The 17749-nt window shown below is 44.4% G+C and carries 17 protein-coding genes; 15 read left to right on the forward strand and 2 right to left on the reverse strand.

What is annotated here, in order from left to right:
* Positions 1 to 23 precede the first annotated feature (23 nt).
* Positions 24 to 2096, reverse strand: a complete 2073-nt coding sequence (locus B156_RS0116175; RefSeq protein ID WP_018620802.1) for a relaxase/mobilization nuclease domain-containing protein — start codon at positions 2094 to 2096, stop codon at positions 24 to 26.
* A 1-nt stretch (position 2097) separates the two neighbouring features.
* The gene (locus tag B156_RS0116180; protein ID WP_018620803.1) at positions 2098 to 2562 is read right to left on the reverse strand and encodes a hypothetical protein; all 465 of its coding nucleotides are present in this window, start codon (positions 2560 to 2562) and stop codon (positions 2098 to 2100) included.
* An 803-nt stretch (positions 2563 to 3365) separates the two neighbouring features.
* On the opposite strand from B156_RS0116180, the gene B156_RS0116190 reads away from it, so the two are divergent.
* The 15 genes from B156_RS0116190 (at position 3366) to B156_RS0116265 (ending at position 17405) form a co-directional block, all read left to right on the forward strand.
* The gene (locus B156_RS0116190; protein WP_018620805.1) at positions 3366 to 4091 is read left to right on the forward strand and encodes a ParA family protein; all 726 of its coding nucleotides are present in this window, start codon (positions 3366 to 3368) and stop codon (positions 4089 to 4091) included.
* A 4-nt stretch (positions 4092 to 4095) separates the two neighbouring features.
* Entirely contained in the window at positions 4096 to 4716 is a 621-nt protein-coding gene (locus tag B156_RS0116195; protein WP_018620806.1) for a DUF3408 domain-containing protein, read from the forward strand.
* Between the two features lie 2 nt (positions 4717 to 4718).
* The gene (locus tag B156_RS0116200; protein ID WP_018620807.1) at positions 4719 to 5576 is read left to right on the forward strand and encodes a hypothetical protein; all 858 of its coding nucleotides are present in this window, start codon (positions 4719 to 4721) and stop codon (positions 5574 to 5576) included.
* A gap of 361 nt (positions 5577 to 5937) precedes the next feature.
* The gene (locus B156_RS0116205; protein WP_018620808.1) at positions 5938 to 6270 is read left to right on the forward strand and encodes a DUF4134 family protein; all 333 of its coding nucleotides are present in this window, start codon (positions 5938 to 5940) and stop codon (positions 6268 to 6270) included.
* Between the two features lie 11 nt (positions 6271 to 6281).
* The gene (locus tag B156_RS0116210; protein ID WP_018620809.1) at positions 6282 to 6602 is read left to right on the forward strand and encodes a DUF4133 domain-containing protein; all 321 of its coding nucleotides are present in this window, start codon (positions 6282 to 6284) and stop codon (positions 6600 to 6602) included.
* A gap of 20 nt (positions 6603 to 6622) precedes the next feature.
* A complete protein-coding gene (locus tag B156_RS0116215) occupies positions 6623 to 9154 on the forward strand; it encodes a TraG family conjugative transposon ATPase (protein ID WP_018620810.1) in 2532 nt (843 codons plus the stop codon).
* Positions 9148 to 10128, forward strand: coding sequence for a hypothetical protein (locus B156_RS0116220; protein ID WP_018620811.1), 981 nt, complete (start codon positions 9148 to 9150; stop codon positions 10126 to 10128). The genes B156_RS0116215 and B156_RS0116220 overlap by 7 nt, the downstream gene beginning before the upstream one ends.
* Positions 10112 to 11044 (forward strand): hypothetical protein, encoded by a 933-nt coding sequence (locus tag B156_RS0116225; RefSeq protein ID WP_018620812.1) that lies wholly within the window; start codon positions 10112 to 10114, stop codon positions 11042 to 11044. Before B156_RS0116220 ends, B156_RS0116225 begins: the two co-directional genes overlap by 17 nt.
* Positions 11041 to 11511: a hypothetical protein gene (locus B156_RS31790; RefSeq protein ID WP_018620813.1), complete on the forward strand. Its 471-nt coding sequence runs from the start codon at positions 11041 to 11043 to the stop codon at positions 11509 to 11511. The genes B156_RS0116225 and B156_RS31790 overlap by 4 nt, the downstream gene beginning before the upstream one ends.
* The gene (locus B156_RS0116235; RefSeq protein WP_018620814.1) at positions 11508 to 12551 is read left to right on the forward strand and encodes a TraJ family protein; all 1044 of its coding nucleotides are present in this window, start codon (positions 11508 to 11510) and stop codon (positions 12549 to 12551) included. Before B156_RS31790 ends, B156_RS0116235 begins: the two co-directional genes overlap by 4 nt.
* 20 nt (positions 12552 to 12571) lie before the next feature.
* Positions 12572 to 13234, forward strand: coding sequence for a conjugative transposon protein TraK (gene traK / locus B156_RS0116240; RefSeq protein ID WP_018620815.1), 663 nt, complete (start codon positions 12572 to 12574; stop codon positions 13232 to 13234).
* A gap of 270 nt (positions 13235 to 13504) precedes the next feature.
* Positions 13505 to 14701, forward strand: a complete 1197-nt coding sequence (gene traM / locus B156_RS0116250; RefSeq protein ID WP_018620817.1) for a conjugative transposon protein TraM — start codon at positions 13505 to 13507, stop codon at positions 14699 to 14701.
* An 8-nt stretch (positions 14702 to 14709) separates the two neighbouring features.
* On the forward strand, positions 14710 to 15792 hold the full coding sequence (traN, locus tag B156_RS0116255) for a conjugative transposon protein TraN (RefSeq protein ID WP_018620818.1): 1083 nt from the start codon (positions 14710 to 14712) through the stop codon (positions 15790 to 15792).
* 72 nt (positions 15793 to 15864) lie between these two features.
* Positions 15865 to 16710: a hypothetical protein gene (locus B156_RS0116260; RefSeq protein ID WP_018620819.1), complete on the forward strand. Its 846-nt coding sequence runs from the start codon at positions 15865 to 15867 to the stop codon at positions 16708 to 16710.
* Positions 16707 to 17405, forward strand: a complete 699-nt coding sequence (locus B156_RS0116265; protein WP_018620820.1) for a hypothetical protein — start codon at positions 16707 to 16709, stop codon at positions 17403 to 17405. Before B156_RS0116260 ends, B156_RS0116265 begins: the two co-directional genes overlap by 4 nt.
* The last annotated feature ends 344 nt before the right edge of the window (positions 17406 to 17749 follow it).

Consider the following 17749-nt stretch of genomic DNA (forward strand, 5'->3'; position numbering starts at 1 on the left):
TTGAATACCCCTTTTCTATATTCTCACAAGTCACGGCTCTGGCCTTTACCCCTCTTTTTGATTCCCTTTCCTACGTGCTTAAATTTCCCAGTCTGTTCATACCCGAAAACATCAGCCGCCCGAATGTCCAGCAACTGAGCGTTTATTGAAGGTTTGTCCATAAGCGTAATTGGTTCCTGCCTTGCCTCAAGTTCGGTTTGCCTTATCCATCCTTTTCCCTGTAGGCTTCGTCTCTCCAGAATGCCGACCAGTTCTACATCAGTGTATGTCTCAAGGCCCGGATCGAGTTGGTGAATCTGTTTCCGTAGCTTAGTAATTTCTATGGCTTTATTAATGCCGTCGTCTGATTTGACTTCTGTAGCCCGGTCGATAGATTGCGCCAAAGCGACCATGTACCGACCGGCTTCCGTAGAAAGTCCTCGTCTCCAGTTTTCTGTATTCAAGAGCGGGATTTGTTTGCCAAAAATTCCGTCCGGCGCTACGGCGACCTGGCGAGGAGCCTGATGGTATCGAACTAAATAAGTAGTTTCTTGAGTAAACTTCTCCCCTATCGGCTTCTGCAATTTGTCCACCAGAATACCCCGTTGGTAAAAATACCGTACCTGATCCGCTTCAACAACCGGGGCAGCTCTTGCTAGTTTGGCTACATAATTCTTATTCAATTGCCGATGAATACCAATCATTATATTGCGTTGCAGAATACGTTGCAAGTGCTCTGATCGTACATCGTAATAGCTTTCCTCAAACGGTTTTTTTGAGTTGCTAAGTAGCAGTACGGTACGCTCTCCCCGGGAATATTCTTCGGGAACGTTTAGGTCTGGACCTGTTTCTGACTTGATGGCTAACCAGCGTTCAGCTTCGATTTGATACATTAATTGTCGATTGATTGGACTGGTCAATAAGCCATTTTGATCGACTCGAACTCCTAAAGCTGAAAAGTATTGTAATTTAGTCAAAGCACTCCCCTCTATCTCACACCCAATCTTTGTGTAGGTATCCATCGTGCGCGTAAAGGCAGCCTGCTCCTTTCGGATAATCTCAGGCAATCGTGTTCGCTTATACTCCTCAAACCGCCGAACAGCCTCCACTACTTCGGCTTCTGTCAACTTTTTCTGAGTCAGTGAGTGAAGCGCAACCCGCATCGCGGCCGTTGGGAAATTTTCAATTAGCGCACTTTCGTAATAAATACGTTGGTTTTTCTTGTATTCGCGCAGTTGGTCTGACAAAATAGCTGCCACTACTTTGTATTCATCAATGGATAAGTGGTTGGGGTGAAGTTGCTCCTGCTGGATTTGCGCAGTCTTATCGAATAGGTTTTTTAACCCTTTCCAGGTAGCCCAAGTGCCTATCTCACTCGCCTTAATACGAGGAGACAATGCCTTGCCAGATTGATCGGTAAGCTGATAACTGATGCCCCGTAACTGTTTTCCCGCCTTTTCACTTTGGTGCAACGTAATTTGAACCTGCTGTTTTTTTAACAACGCCTTAAATTCTTCTATCGTCCCGAAAGCAGACTGCTGGAACGTTTGCCTTAATATGGCTTCTAACTGCTCTTTCTTCTGTACTTCATCCTGAATAACTTCTTGCGTTGAATCAAAGTATATGGATTTATTGAACTCCTTGCCCCTACCCTGCGCTTTGATAAGGTCGAACTTAAATTCCAGTTTCTGTCGGACGGTATTGGCTCTACGTTTGATAAATGCATCATCAAGCTTTGCGCCCGTTTCATCCACACAGGTAGTCACTATATGAATATGAGGATGCGCTGTATCATGGTGCCGGTATACGATGTAGGGTTGGTCTTTGTAGCCCATTTCACCCATAAATTGATATGCTATTGCCTTAAATGTATTGTCACTAATCCGTTCACTAGGGTGTAAACTCAGCGAAAAATGCAGCGTTGGTTTCTTTACATTGCTGTTCTTTCTACTCTGACTCTCCAAGACATAAGTGGTATAATTTCGATTTTTAGTCGCCAATTCATTGTTCGCAAAGCCCATTGCAACCAGAACCTGTGCCTGTTTCTGAACAACTTTTTGTTCATTATAGCGCAAAGCTCCTCCAATCTGTGCCCCGGTTTTTAGTCGAATTACCATATTACTGACTAAATAAGCTCTCGGTCTGTGCCTTTATAGCTGCATCAATCTGCTCAATCAAGGGTGCTAACTTCTCGATTATTATCTTGCTATTTTGTACTTCGTAGTAAAGTTTCCTAGTGTGTTCTATGCTATTGATACGCTTTGCTACCTGATTATAATTCGTGTCGATGTGCCTCAGATGCTGACGAATCCCGTGAAGTGTCTGGGTAATTTCGATAATCTGTTCTCTTTCTGAACCAACAGATACCTGTTGCCATCGGACGTTCCTTCTCAGAATTATTTCGCGCAAAAAATCGGCGATACGACCAGCCCTCCCACTTTTCCAGCTTTTATATTCTTTTTCTATCGCCTGATAGTCCTCTGATCTGACGCGGGTGACTAACCGGTGAGACAACATCTCATCATTCGCCAAACTGGGTCGCCCTCCCTGATTTAAATACTTTTTTTCCAGTTCGTTTGCCATTCTCTTCCATTAAAAAGCGTACAAATCAAAGAGGGGGACTGGGTAGTCAAGCCTACTTCCTGGAGTCGCATGAGCGCAAAGGAAGGTTTTTCGTGCCGGAAAACACATCTTGCTCTTTGTCTATAGAACAAAGCTAAAAAATTCCTGTCGCCCATTTACCTCCTTTAAAAATTTCTTAGATTCTGATGCATAGTGTCAAATTTACAATGTAATAATGTCATATTGTTACAAATTTACAGCGATTAGAAGCTGAAACTAAAACGCGAATTATAGCCAGACAAAAAGGTAGTTTCTTTGATACAATATAGAATTTACATGTTGAAACCCCTCGTGACTTTTATATCTAAGGTATAGGTAACAAAGCATCTTTTTAACCTTAACCCAATCTTAAACTATGAATTTCCACTTTGAGTATTTCTCTAAAAGCAACTTTTATACATTGTAACTGTGTGTGAAAGTATTAAAGTATATTTTGTTACTATAAACAATGTAATAAAGTATAGTTGTTTTTTTTATAAAGGTTATACTTTACAATGTATGTTCTACAATTATACACCTTGTAACTATAGAAAAATGCAACAATGTTACTATTTTGCAAAGTACTTTGTTATTAAAAGCAATAAACATATAAATATACTTGTACAATTTAAAATTTGCACAATGATTCTTTTTAGCTTTATATTTTCAATACATTTACCTGTTATTACTTTGTACTTTCAAAGTAGTAGTCATTAGCATTTTGCAGCATTGTATCAATGCTGTATTCCTCAATGTAATTTTGCAATTCCATTCATTTATCTACTATGGCAAAGATTATCTCATTTTGTTCCCAAAAAGGTGGAGTAGGCAAAACCAGTATCACTGCCCATGTCGCCACCTACTATTCCCAGATTGAGCATGTGCCAATAGCGGTTTTCGACTGTGATTTTCCTCAGCACTCATTAAGCTCAATTCGGGCCTCTGAAATAGACCGGCTGAAATCCGACGAAACCTTCTTTAAGAAGGCAGAACGATTAACCAATACGCCTTATCCGATCTATTCGGAAACGTTGGTTAATTCATTACCCAAGTTGGATGCTTATGAAAACAAGAACGAACTGGTTTTTGTGGACTTGCCTGGAACGTTGAACGTGGAAGGATTTCCAGGTATCGTAAAGCGACTCGACGCAGCAATACTTTTGCTGGAAGCTGACCCCATTTCCTTTGAGTCAACTATGCACACTGCCTTGGCTATAGCCAACTTTGCTAACAAGAACGGAGGTATGGTACCTACCTATCTATTATGGAATAAGTACAATGTCCATGAAAAAGAAGAGCGGTATTCAAGTTTGGAACAGGCGGCCATGAACTACCTGGATAGCCTGAACGCTGACCGTGCTACGCCAATGAACGTTAAATTCATGGAGTACCGTATTCCCCAATCAGTGAATATTAAGGATTACCGTTCTACGCTAATACCCCATCGTACGATTGAGCCCCTAATAAAGGAGTTGAATAAACTATTTGTTCCAAACAACGCAACTGCATAATATTATGGCTAAAGCTAAAGCAAAAACAAGTACAGTTCCAACCATTAAACCGAACAGCAGTTTAATGAGTTGGTTAAATCAGGAAAGTCAGACAGCAGATAATTCACTAGAGAATGAATCTGTACTGAAAAGAGTAGTGACTCCTGAGGAAAGAGATGAACCTGCGATATCAGTAGGAGTGAATACTCTGTCAAATCCAGCAGATGAGAAGCCTGAGCGGCTATCAACTTCGGAGTTAGTTCAACCCGAGGTAGATGAAGTAAGTAAACAGGACAATCAGGAGTCAGAGGAAAGCGGGTCTGAAGCGAATCCATCCCCACCGGTTTCCAGGAAAGTAAAAACCAAATCTGTTAATGGCAGTTCGTCAAGTAAATCGTATCAGGAACGATTCTTTAAAAAACCAACCAAATCAGAAGACGGTATTATAGAAAATGATATAAAACCGATCCGAATTTCAGAAGACAGCCATTGGCTACTTTCAGTGCTGGTTCAGGAAGCACGCCGACAGGGCAACAAGCTAACGGTTAGTGACCTGATCGAAAATTTACTAACTGATCATAGAGAAGTTCATAAAGGGATGGTCGACGACCTAATTGATCAATGGAAGGCCCGTAAAAGGATCTGATAATGGATGTTTTAATTCTTCTTATCGGTGTAGTTGGGCTTAGTATATCGGGCTGGGTATTAAGGGGGTACTTTGTAAATGTACCCCCAACTTCACAACAAAAGCCTGCCCCGGAATCCGAACCCGATCAGGATGAATCGCAAGCTGATTTACCGAAAGCAAGTTATGTATCGTCGGAAGAGCATCAACAGGTGTTAAAACGGCTTGAGCAACTGGAAAAAACAGGGTTAACTTCCAAGGTTGAACAAGATAGCGTCGGACCACATGATACGATTTCTTCAACCAAAGACAGTAGGGGAGGGGTTAATCCAGAGACCGAACTCGCTGCTACAGACACAACGGCAGAGGATGCTAATTCAGAGAAGTGGAAGCAGATAGTTGCGTTGCAGGAGGCCTATCAGAGAGAACGCCAGAAAGAAAGGGACATAGATTACGAGCGCGAACAAACGCTATTTGATGTTTCACAGGGGCCCAGCGGGCGTATCGGCGATTGGACTAATGAAGATGTTTTAGGGGATGAGAATGAAACTGAACAGCGAATGCTGGACAATCAGTACCAGATAGGGGAGGATTTGGAATCGTATCAGAAGAGAATGAGTCAATTCGCAACGCTTTCTAAAGAAGTGTTGATTATGCGACTGGAGTCGGCTAATACACAACTCAAGGAGCAACAGGAAAGGCATCAGGCTTCATTACTCAATATTATTGCTACGCTAATAGAAAAGGGGCCAGGTGATGTCAATCTGAAAAGTATCGCCCAATCCAGTTATGCTACAGCCTCATCGGAAATTACCGATGATGATGGTGAGACAAACATGGAGAACTTTCAAAAGATGTTTCATGAAAGTTTTGGACGTTAGTTTTTCTAAAAAAAGTTAAAATTTTTTGGGTCGGACGAAGTGGCAGAAGGAGGGGACAACCTCCTTTTTTTTGTGGACAAACTTGTCAAACCAGCACATTTTATATTATATGTAACTCTATTTCAATTACTTAAAGGATTTGATTTTAAACGTTTGGTTCGTAGGTTAGCTATGAAATAGATTAAGAAAGGCATATTAAACGGTATCAAAACACCCAATAGTTTTACGTTTTCCAACTTCCGTAAAAATATAACTCGCTCGTTTTTCACTGAACCGAAATAGACCAGATTACGGGGATTTGACTTCAAAACGAACTACATTTTCAGGCTTAACTTTTTATGAACCAGTAACTTTTCAACTCATGAAAATCGTAAAAACGACCTACTATCAAACCCTTTCTTTACTGTTAGGTTTAGCTTTGTCATCGGGTTCTCTCTACGCACAGGGTTTGAAGTCAGGAGCTATTGCCAAGGGGGTCGACAAAGCGACCACTGAATTGCAGGACGTTGGTAAAAGTGTAGGGGATCTTATGCTGCCCCTATGTTTAATCATGGGATTTGTTGGGGGTATTTCTTGTGCCAGCAAATTCTTCAACAACGACCCCGATTTTAAGAAATCAGTGATCAACTGGGGATCTGCGATAATTTTTGCTGGGGTCGTCGGATTAGTATTGACCGCTGCTTTTGGCAAATAAGTCAGATTAGCATGGGCTATGAAATCAATAAAGGGGCTGACCGCCCCCTACAAGTAAGAGGAGTAGTGGGAATGGACTATCTGGGTTTGTTGGTAAAATGGATTATTGGGATTGTGGTCGTAGGAGGAGTGTCAGCCGTTTTTGTACCTCTACCCGGTTGGATGATTTTTATCGCCTGTGGAATCGGCATTTATGTGATCTACGTGAGATTAGTGCAACGCTCATCCAATCAGGGAACGGGTGGGTACACTCGTCAGCAAGCCCGCCTAAAACTACCTGGTATTCTAACAGTCCGCAGGGATTCTGTTTACCGAAACCTCCGCAAACAATAACTACCTAAACCGGCGTAATCATGACGTATGCGGTCAAAGAATTAGAAAAGGTCTTTCCTCTTGGCGCAGTTGAAGAGAACTGTATTTTTTCAAAGTGGGGGGATCTGACATTAGCCTTCGAGCTTGTGCTTCCTGAAATTTTTACACTGAACGCCCGTATCGAAAATGGCCAGGAACTGGGTGATTATCGCGAACTCGTCGAAACCTGGACTAAAGCCATTGGAGTCTTACCTCCCGGATCGGTTTTGCACAAACAGGATTGGTTTGTCGAAGAAACATACAGACCAAACGCCAGGGAATTACCAGAAAACTACCTGGATCGTTCGTCCGAACTGCACTTCAATGAGCGCCCGTTTCTGCATCATACCTGTTATCTATACATAACCTATTCGCAGGGTGAGCGAACCCGGACAAATGTGGGATTAACCTCGCTACTCCGTAGTCGGATTGTGCCCAAACGAGCACTCAGCCGAAGCGATATTGACAAGTTCATGGTTGCAGTGCTTCAGCTTACCTCTATTCTGGTATCTAGTCGACTGATAAAATGCCGTCGGTTAAGTAATGACGAGCTACAGCCTGACAAGAACGCGCCGGTGGGTCAGGCTGGTTTAATCGAGCGGTATATGACCCTATCACTGAATGACAAGGTCGTTCCACTGATGGACATGGATTTCACTTCGGAAGATGAATTGCGTATTGGGGGTAAGTATGCCAAGTTCTTCACCATTTCACAGGTTGATGATATGCCGGACTCAGTCAATACTAACGTTCGGATTGGTGCGCTATCGACAGAGAATTCAAATCTATCTGTGGGATACGCGACACCCATTGGCCTGATGCTGGATTGTAATCACATCTACAACCAGTACGTGTTTATTGATGATAAAACCCTGATCACGGCGGAACTGGAAAAAAAGGCAGGTAACATGGTGGCATTATCAAATTTTGACCGGGCTAATTCGGTCAATGCGGTAATGGTCAACAACTTCCTGACGATGGCTGCTGAAAAATCGCTGACACCCGTCCGTATTCACTCGAACATACAGGTTTGGACGGAAGACAAGCTTAGGCTGCCTGAACTGCGTAATAAAGCAACGGCTTCTATCGCCAAGATGAACTTAAAGCCCAGGGAAAATACGCGGGATGCCGCATTCCTCTTTTTTGCCGGTATTCCGGGCAATTCTCCTGATCTCCCCCGAGAAGATACGTTTACCCAGTTTGCTCCCCAGGCTGCCTGTTTATTTAATCACGAAACAAACTACTACACCTCCGAATCGGCCAAAAATAGCATTCGGGTGGTAGATCGTTTATCGGGTCGGCCATTGTGGGTTGATTTCTCCGATGAACCAATGAACAGGAACTGGGTAACCAATCGGAACAAGTTTATCATCGGGCCTTCCGGTTCAGGAAAAAGTTTCCTGACCAACCATTTCCTACGAAGCTATTATACCCACGGAGCGCACGTAGTCATTGTGGACGTTGGTGATTCGTACCGGGGTTTGTGCGGAATGCTGGGGGGGAAATACATCACTTATACGATGGAAAAACCCATACACTTCAATCCATTTAACATCGAAGGCAGGTTGTTCCCAGATACCGAAAAAGCCGAATCGCTCAAAAATCTATTGCTTACTCTTTGGAAGTCAGTTGAAGAAAAAACCAATCGGTCTGAATACAATGCGCTCTCGGCAGCCGTAGCAGGGTATTTCAGCAAACTTCATACTGACGAGTCCATTGTACCCTGCTTTGATACGTTTTATGAATTCATGCAGGAAGACTTTAAAGCCTATCTCAAACGCGAAGGGGTCAAGGACGATTACTTCGACTTTGATAATTTCATGTTTAATCTCAAACCCTATTATAAGGGAGGTGAATTTGATTTTTTGCTTAACTCAACCGAAAACCTGGATTTACTCCATGAGCGGTTTATAGTCTTCGAACTGGATAACGTGAAGGACCACCCAATCCTATTCCCCATTGTCACTATCATCGTGATGGATACGTTCATCTCGAAAATGCGAAAACTAGAGGGTATCCGCAAGATTATTCTTATCGAAGAAGCCTGGAAAGCCATTATGACACCAAGCATGGCTGGGTATATCAAATACCTCTACAAAACGGTACGGAAGTTCGCTGGCGAAGCCTGGATTGTTACCCAGGAGATCAACGACATTATTAATAACCCCATCGTTCAGGATTCGATAGTTAATAATGCGGACTGCAAAATTCTGATGGATCAGCGCAAGTATGAAAACAAATTCACTTTCGTCAAAGAGTTGCTGGGCCTGACAGACAAGGAAAAAGACCTGGTGTTGTCAATGAACCGCGATAATGATCCGAACCGCAGATACAAAGAATTCTTCGTGAGTTGGGGTGGGCAACGCTACCGAGTGTATGGCTTAGAGGTATCCAGACCCGAATATTATGCGTACACAACGGAGCAAAAAGAGAAACTCAGAGTCACCAGGAAGGTAAGAGCCAATGGGGGCAACTATGACCTGGCCATTAAAGATGTAGTTGCCGAAGATGTAATCGAACAAGGTGTATGCTAGCCAACTTCAACGTTAGATTGCTGGTACTTGGCCTGTTACTGGTCATGACAGATCAGTATAGGGCCTACGGACAAACAGATTCGACGGGAGTTACACCTGATATGGGCCAATATATGCCTATTGTGCGCGTGCCGCTAATTGGTAAAGCCACGGTTATATTCCCTGGTCAGGCTCCCATTAAGGTCAGTAAAGACGATTTGGGCGATGTGATCGGGGAGTATGTTGAAAAACTTGCCAGTCAATTATCTCCTGATAATGTACTGGGCAGCATTACCCCTGATTTACAGGGTTACTTTTCATCCATGAAGGATGAGTTGTCTGATGAAGTGTCCAATCTGATTGGCGAACAGGAAGACAAAATCATGGAGGGCATCAGCGATAAGATTGCTCAACTGGCCTCTAAAATTGCCGACGTAGGGACTACACCAGCCGGGGAGGTCGAACGATTAAAAAAAATGGTTGCCGACGGCTATTCCTCGCAGCAACGCATTACGTATCAAACGCTAAAAGTGGATTACGCCTGGAAAAAATCGCACACGACGCTATCACCTGAATTTTGCGCCTATTACAACGAATTAAACATAAAGGGATTATTTGATGCGGCAAAAACCCATGTGCAGGATTTAACCAAAATGCTGTCCACTCCAGTCTTCAGCGCTCAGGAGCAGCAGGGGTATCAAACACTTATCAAGTCAATTTCGGATATGAAGGACCTGGCTTCGGCCGTCAATATTGTTTGTAATCTGGGTAGTAATGGAAAAGGGGTTACTGTATCCTGGATGGCGCAGGGAGAACGCATGGAGGTCTTGGACCAATCCGCTACGGCTATCAAGAAACGTCTGGAAGACATAGGTAGTCTGCGGGATGAATTGCGACGAATCTATGTCTACCGAGTTGCCAGGCAACAATCCGACGAGTTTAAACAAGGTAGTTTTCAGAAAAAATCCGGCTTGAATCATGTCTATAAAAACTAACTACATCCGTTTATCAAGCCTGCTGACTTTAGTTGGAATGTTGTTATTGTCACCTCATTATGGGTTTGCTCAGAATGGGGCCATAGATGTGCTGAGTCCTGGTCAATTACAGGGCGGTATGCCGACTGATCCCGAACTACAGGCCGAAATTGACAAAATTCTTGGCATGACTGAGAGCAAAATAAAGCGGGGAATTGTTGACCCTGGCGTCGATCTGGCTAACCTGTTAATCAACAAGGCTCTTGATGAGATGATCAAGGCAATTGCCGATGCCGTTGTCGTTGCGCCAGCGGCTGAAAAAATTATGTCGATCTATCAGAAAACGAAGGATAAACGACTGGTCAAAAAACTGGCCTCCCTGCGTGAAGTCTGGAAAGATGGCCAGGAGCGATTGAATAAGCTAAATTATCAGGATTTCAAGTTACGCTATGAATGGGCTAAACAGCACAATGAAGAGAATAAAGCCATTAAAGGTTCTCCGATAAAAAGAATAGAATCCCAACTGACCAAAGACATTTGGGGAACCCAGATTTCGGCTATTGACCAAACCTACGACAATGGGGGACCTACGTCTAAACTCATCAAAAAATACTTGGACAAGGGTGATGGGGACATGGGTTTTTATAATTTGGTTATCATTAACGGCACCCTGGGAAGCACCAAGTTGATCGAAACCAGAAACCAATTTGAAGTATCCAAGGGCAAACCAGTCTTCCTTTCTCCCTATGATCGGCTTAGACTTCAGCAGAAGTCGTTAGCCGAAGCGAAGCAACGACACGCGGATTTAGTCAATTACGGGCGTCAGGTTGCTGCTTCTGTCAACTATTACCGTCTGGCCGAATCAGAACAGTCGATGCGGTCAACGCTCAGTAAGACTATTTCTGATCCCTACATGGTTCGATTTAAAAAGAAATGAAACAGTTTGTCTGTATTATCGGCTTGTTTGTCGCGGCCTGTCACACCAGGCAGGAGCGGTTCATACGCGAAGCATCCGCTTTCCCCGAGGGATATACGGGCCACTGGGAAGTCATCTTGCCCAGTGGAGGCCCCAGAATCTTTCAGGCCGGTATCCGTATCGAAGCCTCCGGAGATTCGTTATTGTGGGGTTACTTTTCGCAGCTCGTTGATACAACCAATAATCGAAAATTAACCTGTGGTCCCGAAGTATTTCAAATGCCGATCTGGTGGGATGAATCGATCCAAGTAGCGAAGGGTAATCATGGCGCAAATCAAGGGTACGGGTTCGATGTGTTACGACTACTTGATGGCAACACGCTACAACTGAACTCCCCCTGGTTGGCCATAAGTTGCCGAGGGCCTGGTGGTTTCAATTCAAGTCAGTTAGTTTTTTCAAAAGTCAATTCTTTCCGATACAAACCATGATTTTACTTCAGGCACCCGGAACCGGATGGAACCCTACGCTTGCCAACGGAGCCATAACCAGTATTGAGGAAGCGGCTGATGCCTTATTTGATACCATGTTGCCGGAGTTTTCCTCTTTTATTGCTGTTGGTCAGGCGGTTGGACTTATAGGTGCGCTTTTTTACGTTTTCTACAGGGTATGGGCCCATTTGGCCCGAAACGAACCGGTTGATGTATATCCATTACTCCGGCCGCTGGTCATTTCAATGCTTCTACTGGCCTATCCAGGGTTGTATTCAGGAGTCGTATACCTGGGTCGCACACTCAACGATGCAACTCAGGAGATGGGTACTTCACGACGGGACGAAGTGGAACAACAGGTATTGACTAACGCCAACACCCGGATTCAAAACATGGGCAATAGTAATGCACCCCCACCTATTGCTCCAGCACAGGATAACCGCTCCTGGTTTCAGCTAGTGACGGATAGTGTCATGGGTATGGCTAACTCTGTTTCCTCCGCTACAGCGGATGCTGTCAACTTCGTCATTGATACCACCGTCAATTACGTACTGATGGCTTTATTTCGGTTGATTTATTTTATTGTCATCATTGGCATAAAAATTATATCGACGTACTTTCTGATTATTCTGGGAATTTTCGGCCCGTTGACCCTTGGTTTAGGTTGCTTCGATTGGTTTTATTCATCCATTGCTGCCTGGGTGGGTCGCGTCTTGCATACGCTATTATGGGTGCCCATTGCGAATATTTACGGCTTTATTCTGGACAGCTTTCACTTATCCAGTCTAAACGTGGAATTTCAGCAACTTCAGGGCAATCCGGGCATGCCCAGTTCGACCATTGCTAACTTGCTATTTTACGCCGTGGGCATCTTTGGCTATCTATTGGTTCCGAAACTGGCCACCTGGATTCTCGACTCAACGGGAGTTTCGGACGGATTACGGGCTATGTCAGCACCAGTCAGAACGGCAGGTCAGATAGCAGGAGCCAGCATGGGAAACGCTTCCGGTCGCTTTATCAGTGCCGCAACCACCTATTAATGGTTTAAAACAGTCTGCATATGAATGCTAATTTCAATTTTCGCTATTTGCGAAATATAGAATCGTCGTTTCGTTTGGTTAGAATTATCGTCTTTGTCGCCCTGATTAGTGCTATCGGTTTTGCGGCCTGGGTTGCCTACCTCTCCTTTAAAAGTAATCAAGAGTCACGGGAAAAAATTTATGTGTTAGACAACGGAGGGAAATCTATCATGCTGGCCCTGGCTCAGGAACAGAACGCCAATCGACCGGCTGAAGCCAAAGATCATATCAAGACGTTTTTAAAACTGTTCTTCAACCAGGAACCCGATGAGAAAGCCATTGACGAAAACATGAAGCAGGCGGCTTATCTGGGCGATGAATCCATCACCCGACACTACCTTGATTTGCGGGAAAAAGGCTTTTACACCAAGCTCTTACAGGGAAACACTATTCAGAAAGTTATGATCGATTCCGTTAACATCGACATGAACCGATCCCCCTATTACTGTTCCATCAACGCCCGAATTCTACTGGTACGAGCAACCAATATCACTTTCCGACGTTTGAAAGCAGATTGCTACCTGATTGACGCAACCCGAACCGATAACAATCCGCATGGTTTCGTTATTGAGCGTTTCCGGGTTACTGACAATTCAGACATTGAGACAATCAATCGCGACCAGTACGAAGGGTATCATCAATAAGTTGACAGTAACCACTCGAGCGCATGGTCATAAAATTAGTCAAATGGGGTAAGAAGCCCCCCTCCGTACAAGTAGCGTTGGCCTACCAAGTCGCTTGCCTGAGGCTCTTTACTTGGTTTGATGTCGTGGTCAAGAAATGGGAAAAGCAGCCCATTTCCCGTCGAAAATTGCAACTTATCGTTTGCCTGGCCGGATTGCTTCTCCTGGGTTCCATTAGCGTCTATTATACTGCAACTGGTCATTTTTTCTCTCGCATAACTCAAAAACACCATGAGCAACAACGAAGCGACGACAAGTCTCGACGGAAGTAGAATCAAGCAGTTGTTTCAGGATAAACGATTTGTGACATTCCTGACTGGCGCTGGTATCTGCTTGATTCTAATTATCTACTACTTTGTTCACCATACTAAAACAAACGAAGAAGATGCTGTAAAAACGAATGTTAGCTTAAATGCGGATATCCCCAATGCAGGAGATTCAACAGGCCTACCTTCGCGATCCAAACTTGAATTGGCGGCTGAAGGTCATCCCATAGCGATGCCTAATCAAATGCCAATGGAGCGGGGGATCAACTCAACCGTTCCTGGTTTGATTCGGCCCGAACAACCACATCCTGCGGAAGCGGATTCATATATTTACGGTGGTGCCGTACCAGACGAAATTTATGAAGAACCTGATCCGTCCTCACTTCCTGTTTCTGGGAAACGTAGCCGGAAACCTTCGTCCGTACGATCCGATCTAGCTTCTGAGGACTATATTGATGAGAACTCGTCAACATCGAAACAAGAGTTAGAAAAGCAGAAAAAACTACTCGTTTTGCTCCAGGCGTACAAAGTGGATAAGTTGAAACGGCAAGAGGAAGTGCAGGGCCGGGCACTTAAGCCTGAAACGGTTCCTGTTTCGGCAATTTCTTCGCTGAATGGGCCAACGGGACGAAATAGCTTCTATGGTTTGCAGTCTGATATGCGTAATCAGCAGATCAACGAGCGGGAAGACTCCCTGTCGGTAACGGTGAAAGCGATGATCTTTTCGGAACAGACGATTGTATCGGGTGGTCGGGTAAGCTTGAGATTACTGGAAAATATTACGATCCGAGGCCGGATGATCCCCGAAGGAACCAGACTCTACGGCTTAGCGAACTTCGGCGGACAGCGCGTCAATATCGCCATTAATCAGGTTCAGTATGAGGGCCGAATCATTCCCATGAAGCTAACGGTGTACGATATGGATGGTTTGGTGGGTATTTACGTGCCAACGGTACTGGCCGTCGAACAGGGTCGGCTGGCAGCATCCCAGGCCGCTTCGGGTTTTAATGTCAGCCCGCCCGTTTATTCTAACAATGTACCGACTCTGGCGGCTGCCTCTGCTCTTCAGGTCGGCATTCAGGGTGGCCGAAGCTTTTTTTCCCGGAAGGTGGGTGCTCAGAAAGCTACGCTAAAAAATAATTATTACGTCCTTTTAAAATAAGTATACCTATGAAAATCGCTGTCTATTTCTTCGCCCTGATGATGATTCATCCATTGGCACAGGCACAGGGGTCTGGCTCACGCAAACGGGTAAAAAAAAAGGTGAAGTCAGAAATAGGGCCGCTCCTTACCCAACGGGTTGGTGTTGTGAATCCATTGATACCAATCCGCCTGGTAAAAGCAGGCCCGGAGACAACAGGTTCTACCCTGCCAGAAACGCAACTGGTGGCGAAAGCCGAACAGGCAAACGAAGGGCCACCACGCGCTTTTTTTGCCGGCAATGCGATTGCCATTGGAAAACATAACATCATCCGGTCGTACTACGTTGATTTGGCCTTCAACAAAACGACCTGTATTATTTTTAAGACCTCAATTCGCTCGGTTGACTTGGGATCTAAAGATATAATTGCGGATAAAGCCAATGGAGTCGATAATGTGTTGCGGGTCAAAGCCAGTAGCATTGGCTTTAATGAGACCAATTTCAGTGTTATGACCGCTGATGGTCAGTTTCATAGTTTTGTAGTAAACTATAATGAATACCCGACCATGCTGGCACTGGACCTATCGGTAAGCGAAGAGGGGCTGGTGCAACAGAAAGCTCAGATTGTTAATCAAAAGGGTACGGTCGTCAGTTTTGCCGGGGTCAATTCTTCACAACAGGAGATTGTACAGAATTGCACCCGCGTACTGGAGCAACATCGCCGGGTTAAGCGCGTGGGCATCAGTAAATATAATATTCAGGCCTGCCTACGAGGTCTTTACTATAAAGACAACATACTTTACTATAAGATTGGGGTTAAAAATAAATCCAACATTAACTACGATCTAGATTTTATCCGCTTTTTTATTGTCGATAAGACGATTGCTAAAGAGACATCACATCAGGAGTTAGAAGTTTCACCCCTATACGTATATAACCAACCGTTAGCGTTGATACCAGGTAAGGAATCAATCGAAAAGATTTACGCTTTTCAAAAATTTACTATTCCCAATGATAAGGTTGTGCAGGTAGTCATGGGCGAAAAAAACGGGGGTCGCACTGTATCGTTTAAAATGGACAATCAAGCCCTTTTACGGGCTGATCTGCTATGATATTACCAACCGTTTCGTGGCTACGCGTTCAGAACGCTTTTTTCTTAATTTTTTCTGAAAACTTTACTGATCATGAAAACAATTGAGCAATTCAGGCAACAATTGGTTCTAACCGAAAACCAGTTTGCTCGCGCCGGAACCCTCTTCCGGCAATTAGTCAGCCAAGGCATTTTATACCGGTTTGAGAACCCGGTCAGTGAACCGATACAATCGCTGTTTGAGTCCGATTGGGGCTTTCAGGCCCGTCAGCAGATGTATAAAACGATGATGGCCAGTCAGTTGTCTACCGACTATTCCCTTACCTGTGGTCTTGCCACGCTGCTATCAGCAGTTGCAGAAACCCAAAATGAGAGGTCTGACGAAGCAGCCACTACGCTGGTAACGCAAATGCTTAGGGAGACAAAACCACTCATCGAGAAAATATATCCAACTTTGGTTTATGGCTGGTTCAACTCTCCAACTTTTGCGGCCGAGTTTAGTCATTTACTGCTGCGCCATACACAGATTATTGGACTGGGCTGGGCAATTCCCTTCCCTATCCCTTCCGACCAGGAAAGTCCGTCAGCGGACAAGGATGAACCGATGTCCTCAGATACATATCTGACAGATGACTGGTTGAAAACAGAAACTCCCATAGCTGATTCCTCAGGTCCTTTCATGAAAAGAGGCTGCGAGGAAAGTTCCCTACTGAATGCAGGGCAAGAATTAGATGAAAGAAATCTTGACCAGAAAAACCAGCAAATAGCCTGGAACGCGCTGCTTGTCGGTTACTCAACTGCCAAAGAACTTGAAACGGAAACGGTAGTCGAGCCTGCTAAGGGAAATAAGATACAAAATCAGAACGTCAAGACATCCCAGAAAAGGGTTAAAATTAATCGCCCTAAAAATGTCAAACTAACTAAAAACCCAATTACATGAAACCTTTATTGATAATGATTGCTGGCGCAGTAATCATCATACTTGTTCGCTACTGGATAACCGGTCCATCCGTTTCTCCACCCGCTCAGGAATCCCCAAAGCCAGCTCCCGCTTTATCCATGCAATCACACCTGGCAACATATAGCTTTACTCGGCTCACTGAATCGCCAAGCGCTGATACAGCCCAGACGGACTTAAAGAGTGTGACAGAAACACAGAAGGAGCAAATAGAGCATTTTGCCGGATTATTAGATCTGCCGCCAAAGAGTTTTTGCTTTGCTCTCTCGTCGGTGAGCCAGTCGGATGCGGATGCGTTCATGCTCTACGGGCTATCCATGATTGCACTTCACCCAAAAAAAGCGATTAGGTACTCCCGGCGACTAAGCGAATTCTATCAGGCACAACATTCGCCGGACGGAGTCATCAATCAGTTAGTTCCACAAATCGGGTTCCCCCGGCATCGTATTAATCTGCCCGGGGATTTCTCCACCACAACCACTGCTGAATATTCACCTTTTCGTTCGCTGGCTGGTTTCTCCTGGCTTGATAGTATACGCTGGCTTTCCTTACTTATATTGGTAGGAGGCATCTTTGGTTTATACCACGCCTGGAAGACGGGCAGACTCTTTTTATACGTCCCATTGCCTAAGCCGATGTTCGACAAGCAAGGCTATACGGCTTTTAAGCCGTCATAGGCAATCTTCTTTTAAATTATGGAAACCAAACGCTTACCTGAAGGCTCGTTACTAACCCTACTGTTGAGGGTGATAATTATACTGATTGGCTGCTTCATTCTTGCCTACGGTTACGCCTGGATCATTGTTCATTATGTCTCCCGAACGACAACTGATATTTTTGGTCACGCTTACTCCTTACTCGTATGATTGCCAATCAAATTTTGGAAACGAAAGGCAACCAGACGAGCAGTTGCTGAGTAGCCGGGAGTTTTTGACGTACTTGTCAATAGCAGTCGCTCACACCGTTGAAGTCGACTATGTACTGATAATTCGGGACTTGTTAATTGATGTCATCAGAAGAG

The organism is Spirosoma luteum DSM 19990 (assembly GCF_000374065.1).
GTDB classification, from domain to species: Bacteria; Bacteroidota; Bacteroidia; order Cytophagales; family Spirosomataceae; genus Spirosoma; species Spirosoma luteum.

Excerpts from the sequence above, each read along its gene's own strand:
- B156_RS0116175 (WP_018620802.1), bottom strand. The coding sequence starts at position 2,096 with ATGGTAATTCGACTAAAAACCGGGGCACAGATTGGAGGAGCTTTGCGC.
- B156_RS0116180 (WP_018620803.1), bottom strand. The coding sequence starts at position 2,562 with ATGGCAAACGAACTGGAAAAAAAGTATTTAAATCAGGGAGGGCGACCC.
- B156_RS0116190 (WP_018620805.1), top strand. The coding sequence starts at position 3,366 with ATGGCAAAGATTATCTCATTTTGTTCCCAAAAAGGTGGAGTAGGCAAA.
- B156_RS0116195 (WP_018620806.1), top strand. The coding sequence starts at position 4,096 with ATGGCTAAAGCTAAAGCAAAAACAAGTACAGTTCCAACCATTAAACCG.
- B156_RS0116200 (WP_018620807.1), top strand. The coding sequence starts at position 4,719 with ATGGATGTTTTAATTCTTCTTATCGGTGTAGTTGGGCTTAGTATATCG.
- B156_RS0116205 (WP_018620808.1), top strand. The coding sequence starts at position 5,938 with ATGAAAATCGTAAAAACGACCTACTATCAAACCCTTTCTTTACTGTTA.
- B156_RS0116210 (WP_018620809.1), top strand. The coding sequence starts at position 6,282 with ATGGGCTATGAAATCAATAAAGGGGCTGACCGCCCCCTACAAGTAAGA.
- B156_RS0116215 (WP_018620810.1), top strand. The coding sequence starts at position 6,623 with ATGACGTATGCGGTCAAAGAATTAGAAAAGGTCTTTCCTCTTGGCGCA.
- B156_RS0116220 (WP_018620811.1), top strand. The coding sequence starts at position 9,148 with ATGCTAGCCAACTTCAACGTTAGATTGCTGGTACTTGGCCTGTTACTG.
- B156_RS0116225 (WP_018620812.1), top strand. The coding sequence starts at position 10,112 with ATGTCTATAAAAACTAACTACATCCGTTTATCAAGCCTGCTGACTTTA.
- B156_RS31790 (WP_018620813.1), top strand. The coding sequence starts at position 11,041 with ATGAAACAGTTTGTCTGTATTATCGGCTTGTTTGTCGCGGCCTGTCAC.
- B156_RS0116235 (WP_018620814.1), top strand. The coding sequence starts at position 11,508 with ATGATTTTACTTCAGGCACCCGGAACCGGATGGAACCCTACGCTTGCC.
- traK (WP_018620815.1), top strand. The coding sequence starts at position 12,572 with ATGAATGCTAATTTCAATTTTCGCTATTTGCGAAATATAGAATCGTCG.
- traM (WP_018620817.1), top strand. The coding sequence starts at position 13,505 with ATGAGCAACAACGAAGCGACGACAAGTCTCGACGGAAGTAGAATCAAG.
- traN (WP_018620818.1), top strand. The coding sequence starts at position 14,710 with ATGAAAATCGCTGTCTATTTCTTCGCCCTGATGATGATTCATCCATTG.
- B156_RS0116260 (WP_018620819.1), top strand. The coding sequence starts at position 15,865 with ATGAAAACAATTGAGCAATTCAGGCAACAATTGGTTCTAACCGAAAAC.
- B156_RS0116265 (WP_018620820.1), top strand. The coding sequence starts at position 16,707 with ATGAAACCTTTATTGATAATGATTGCTGGCGCAGTAATCATCATACTT.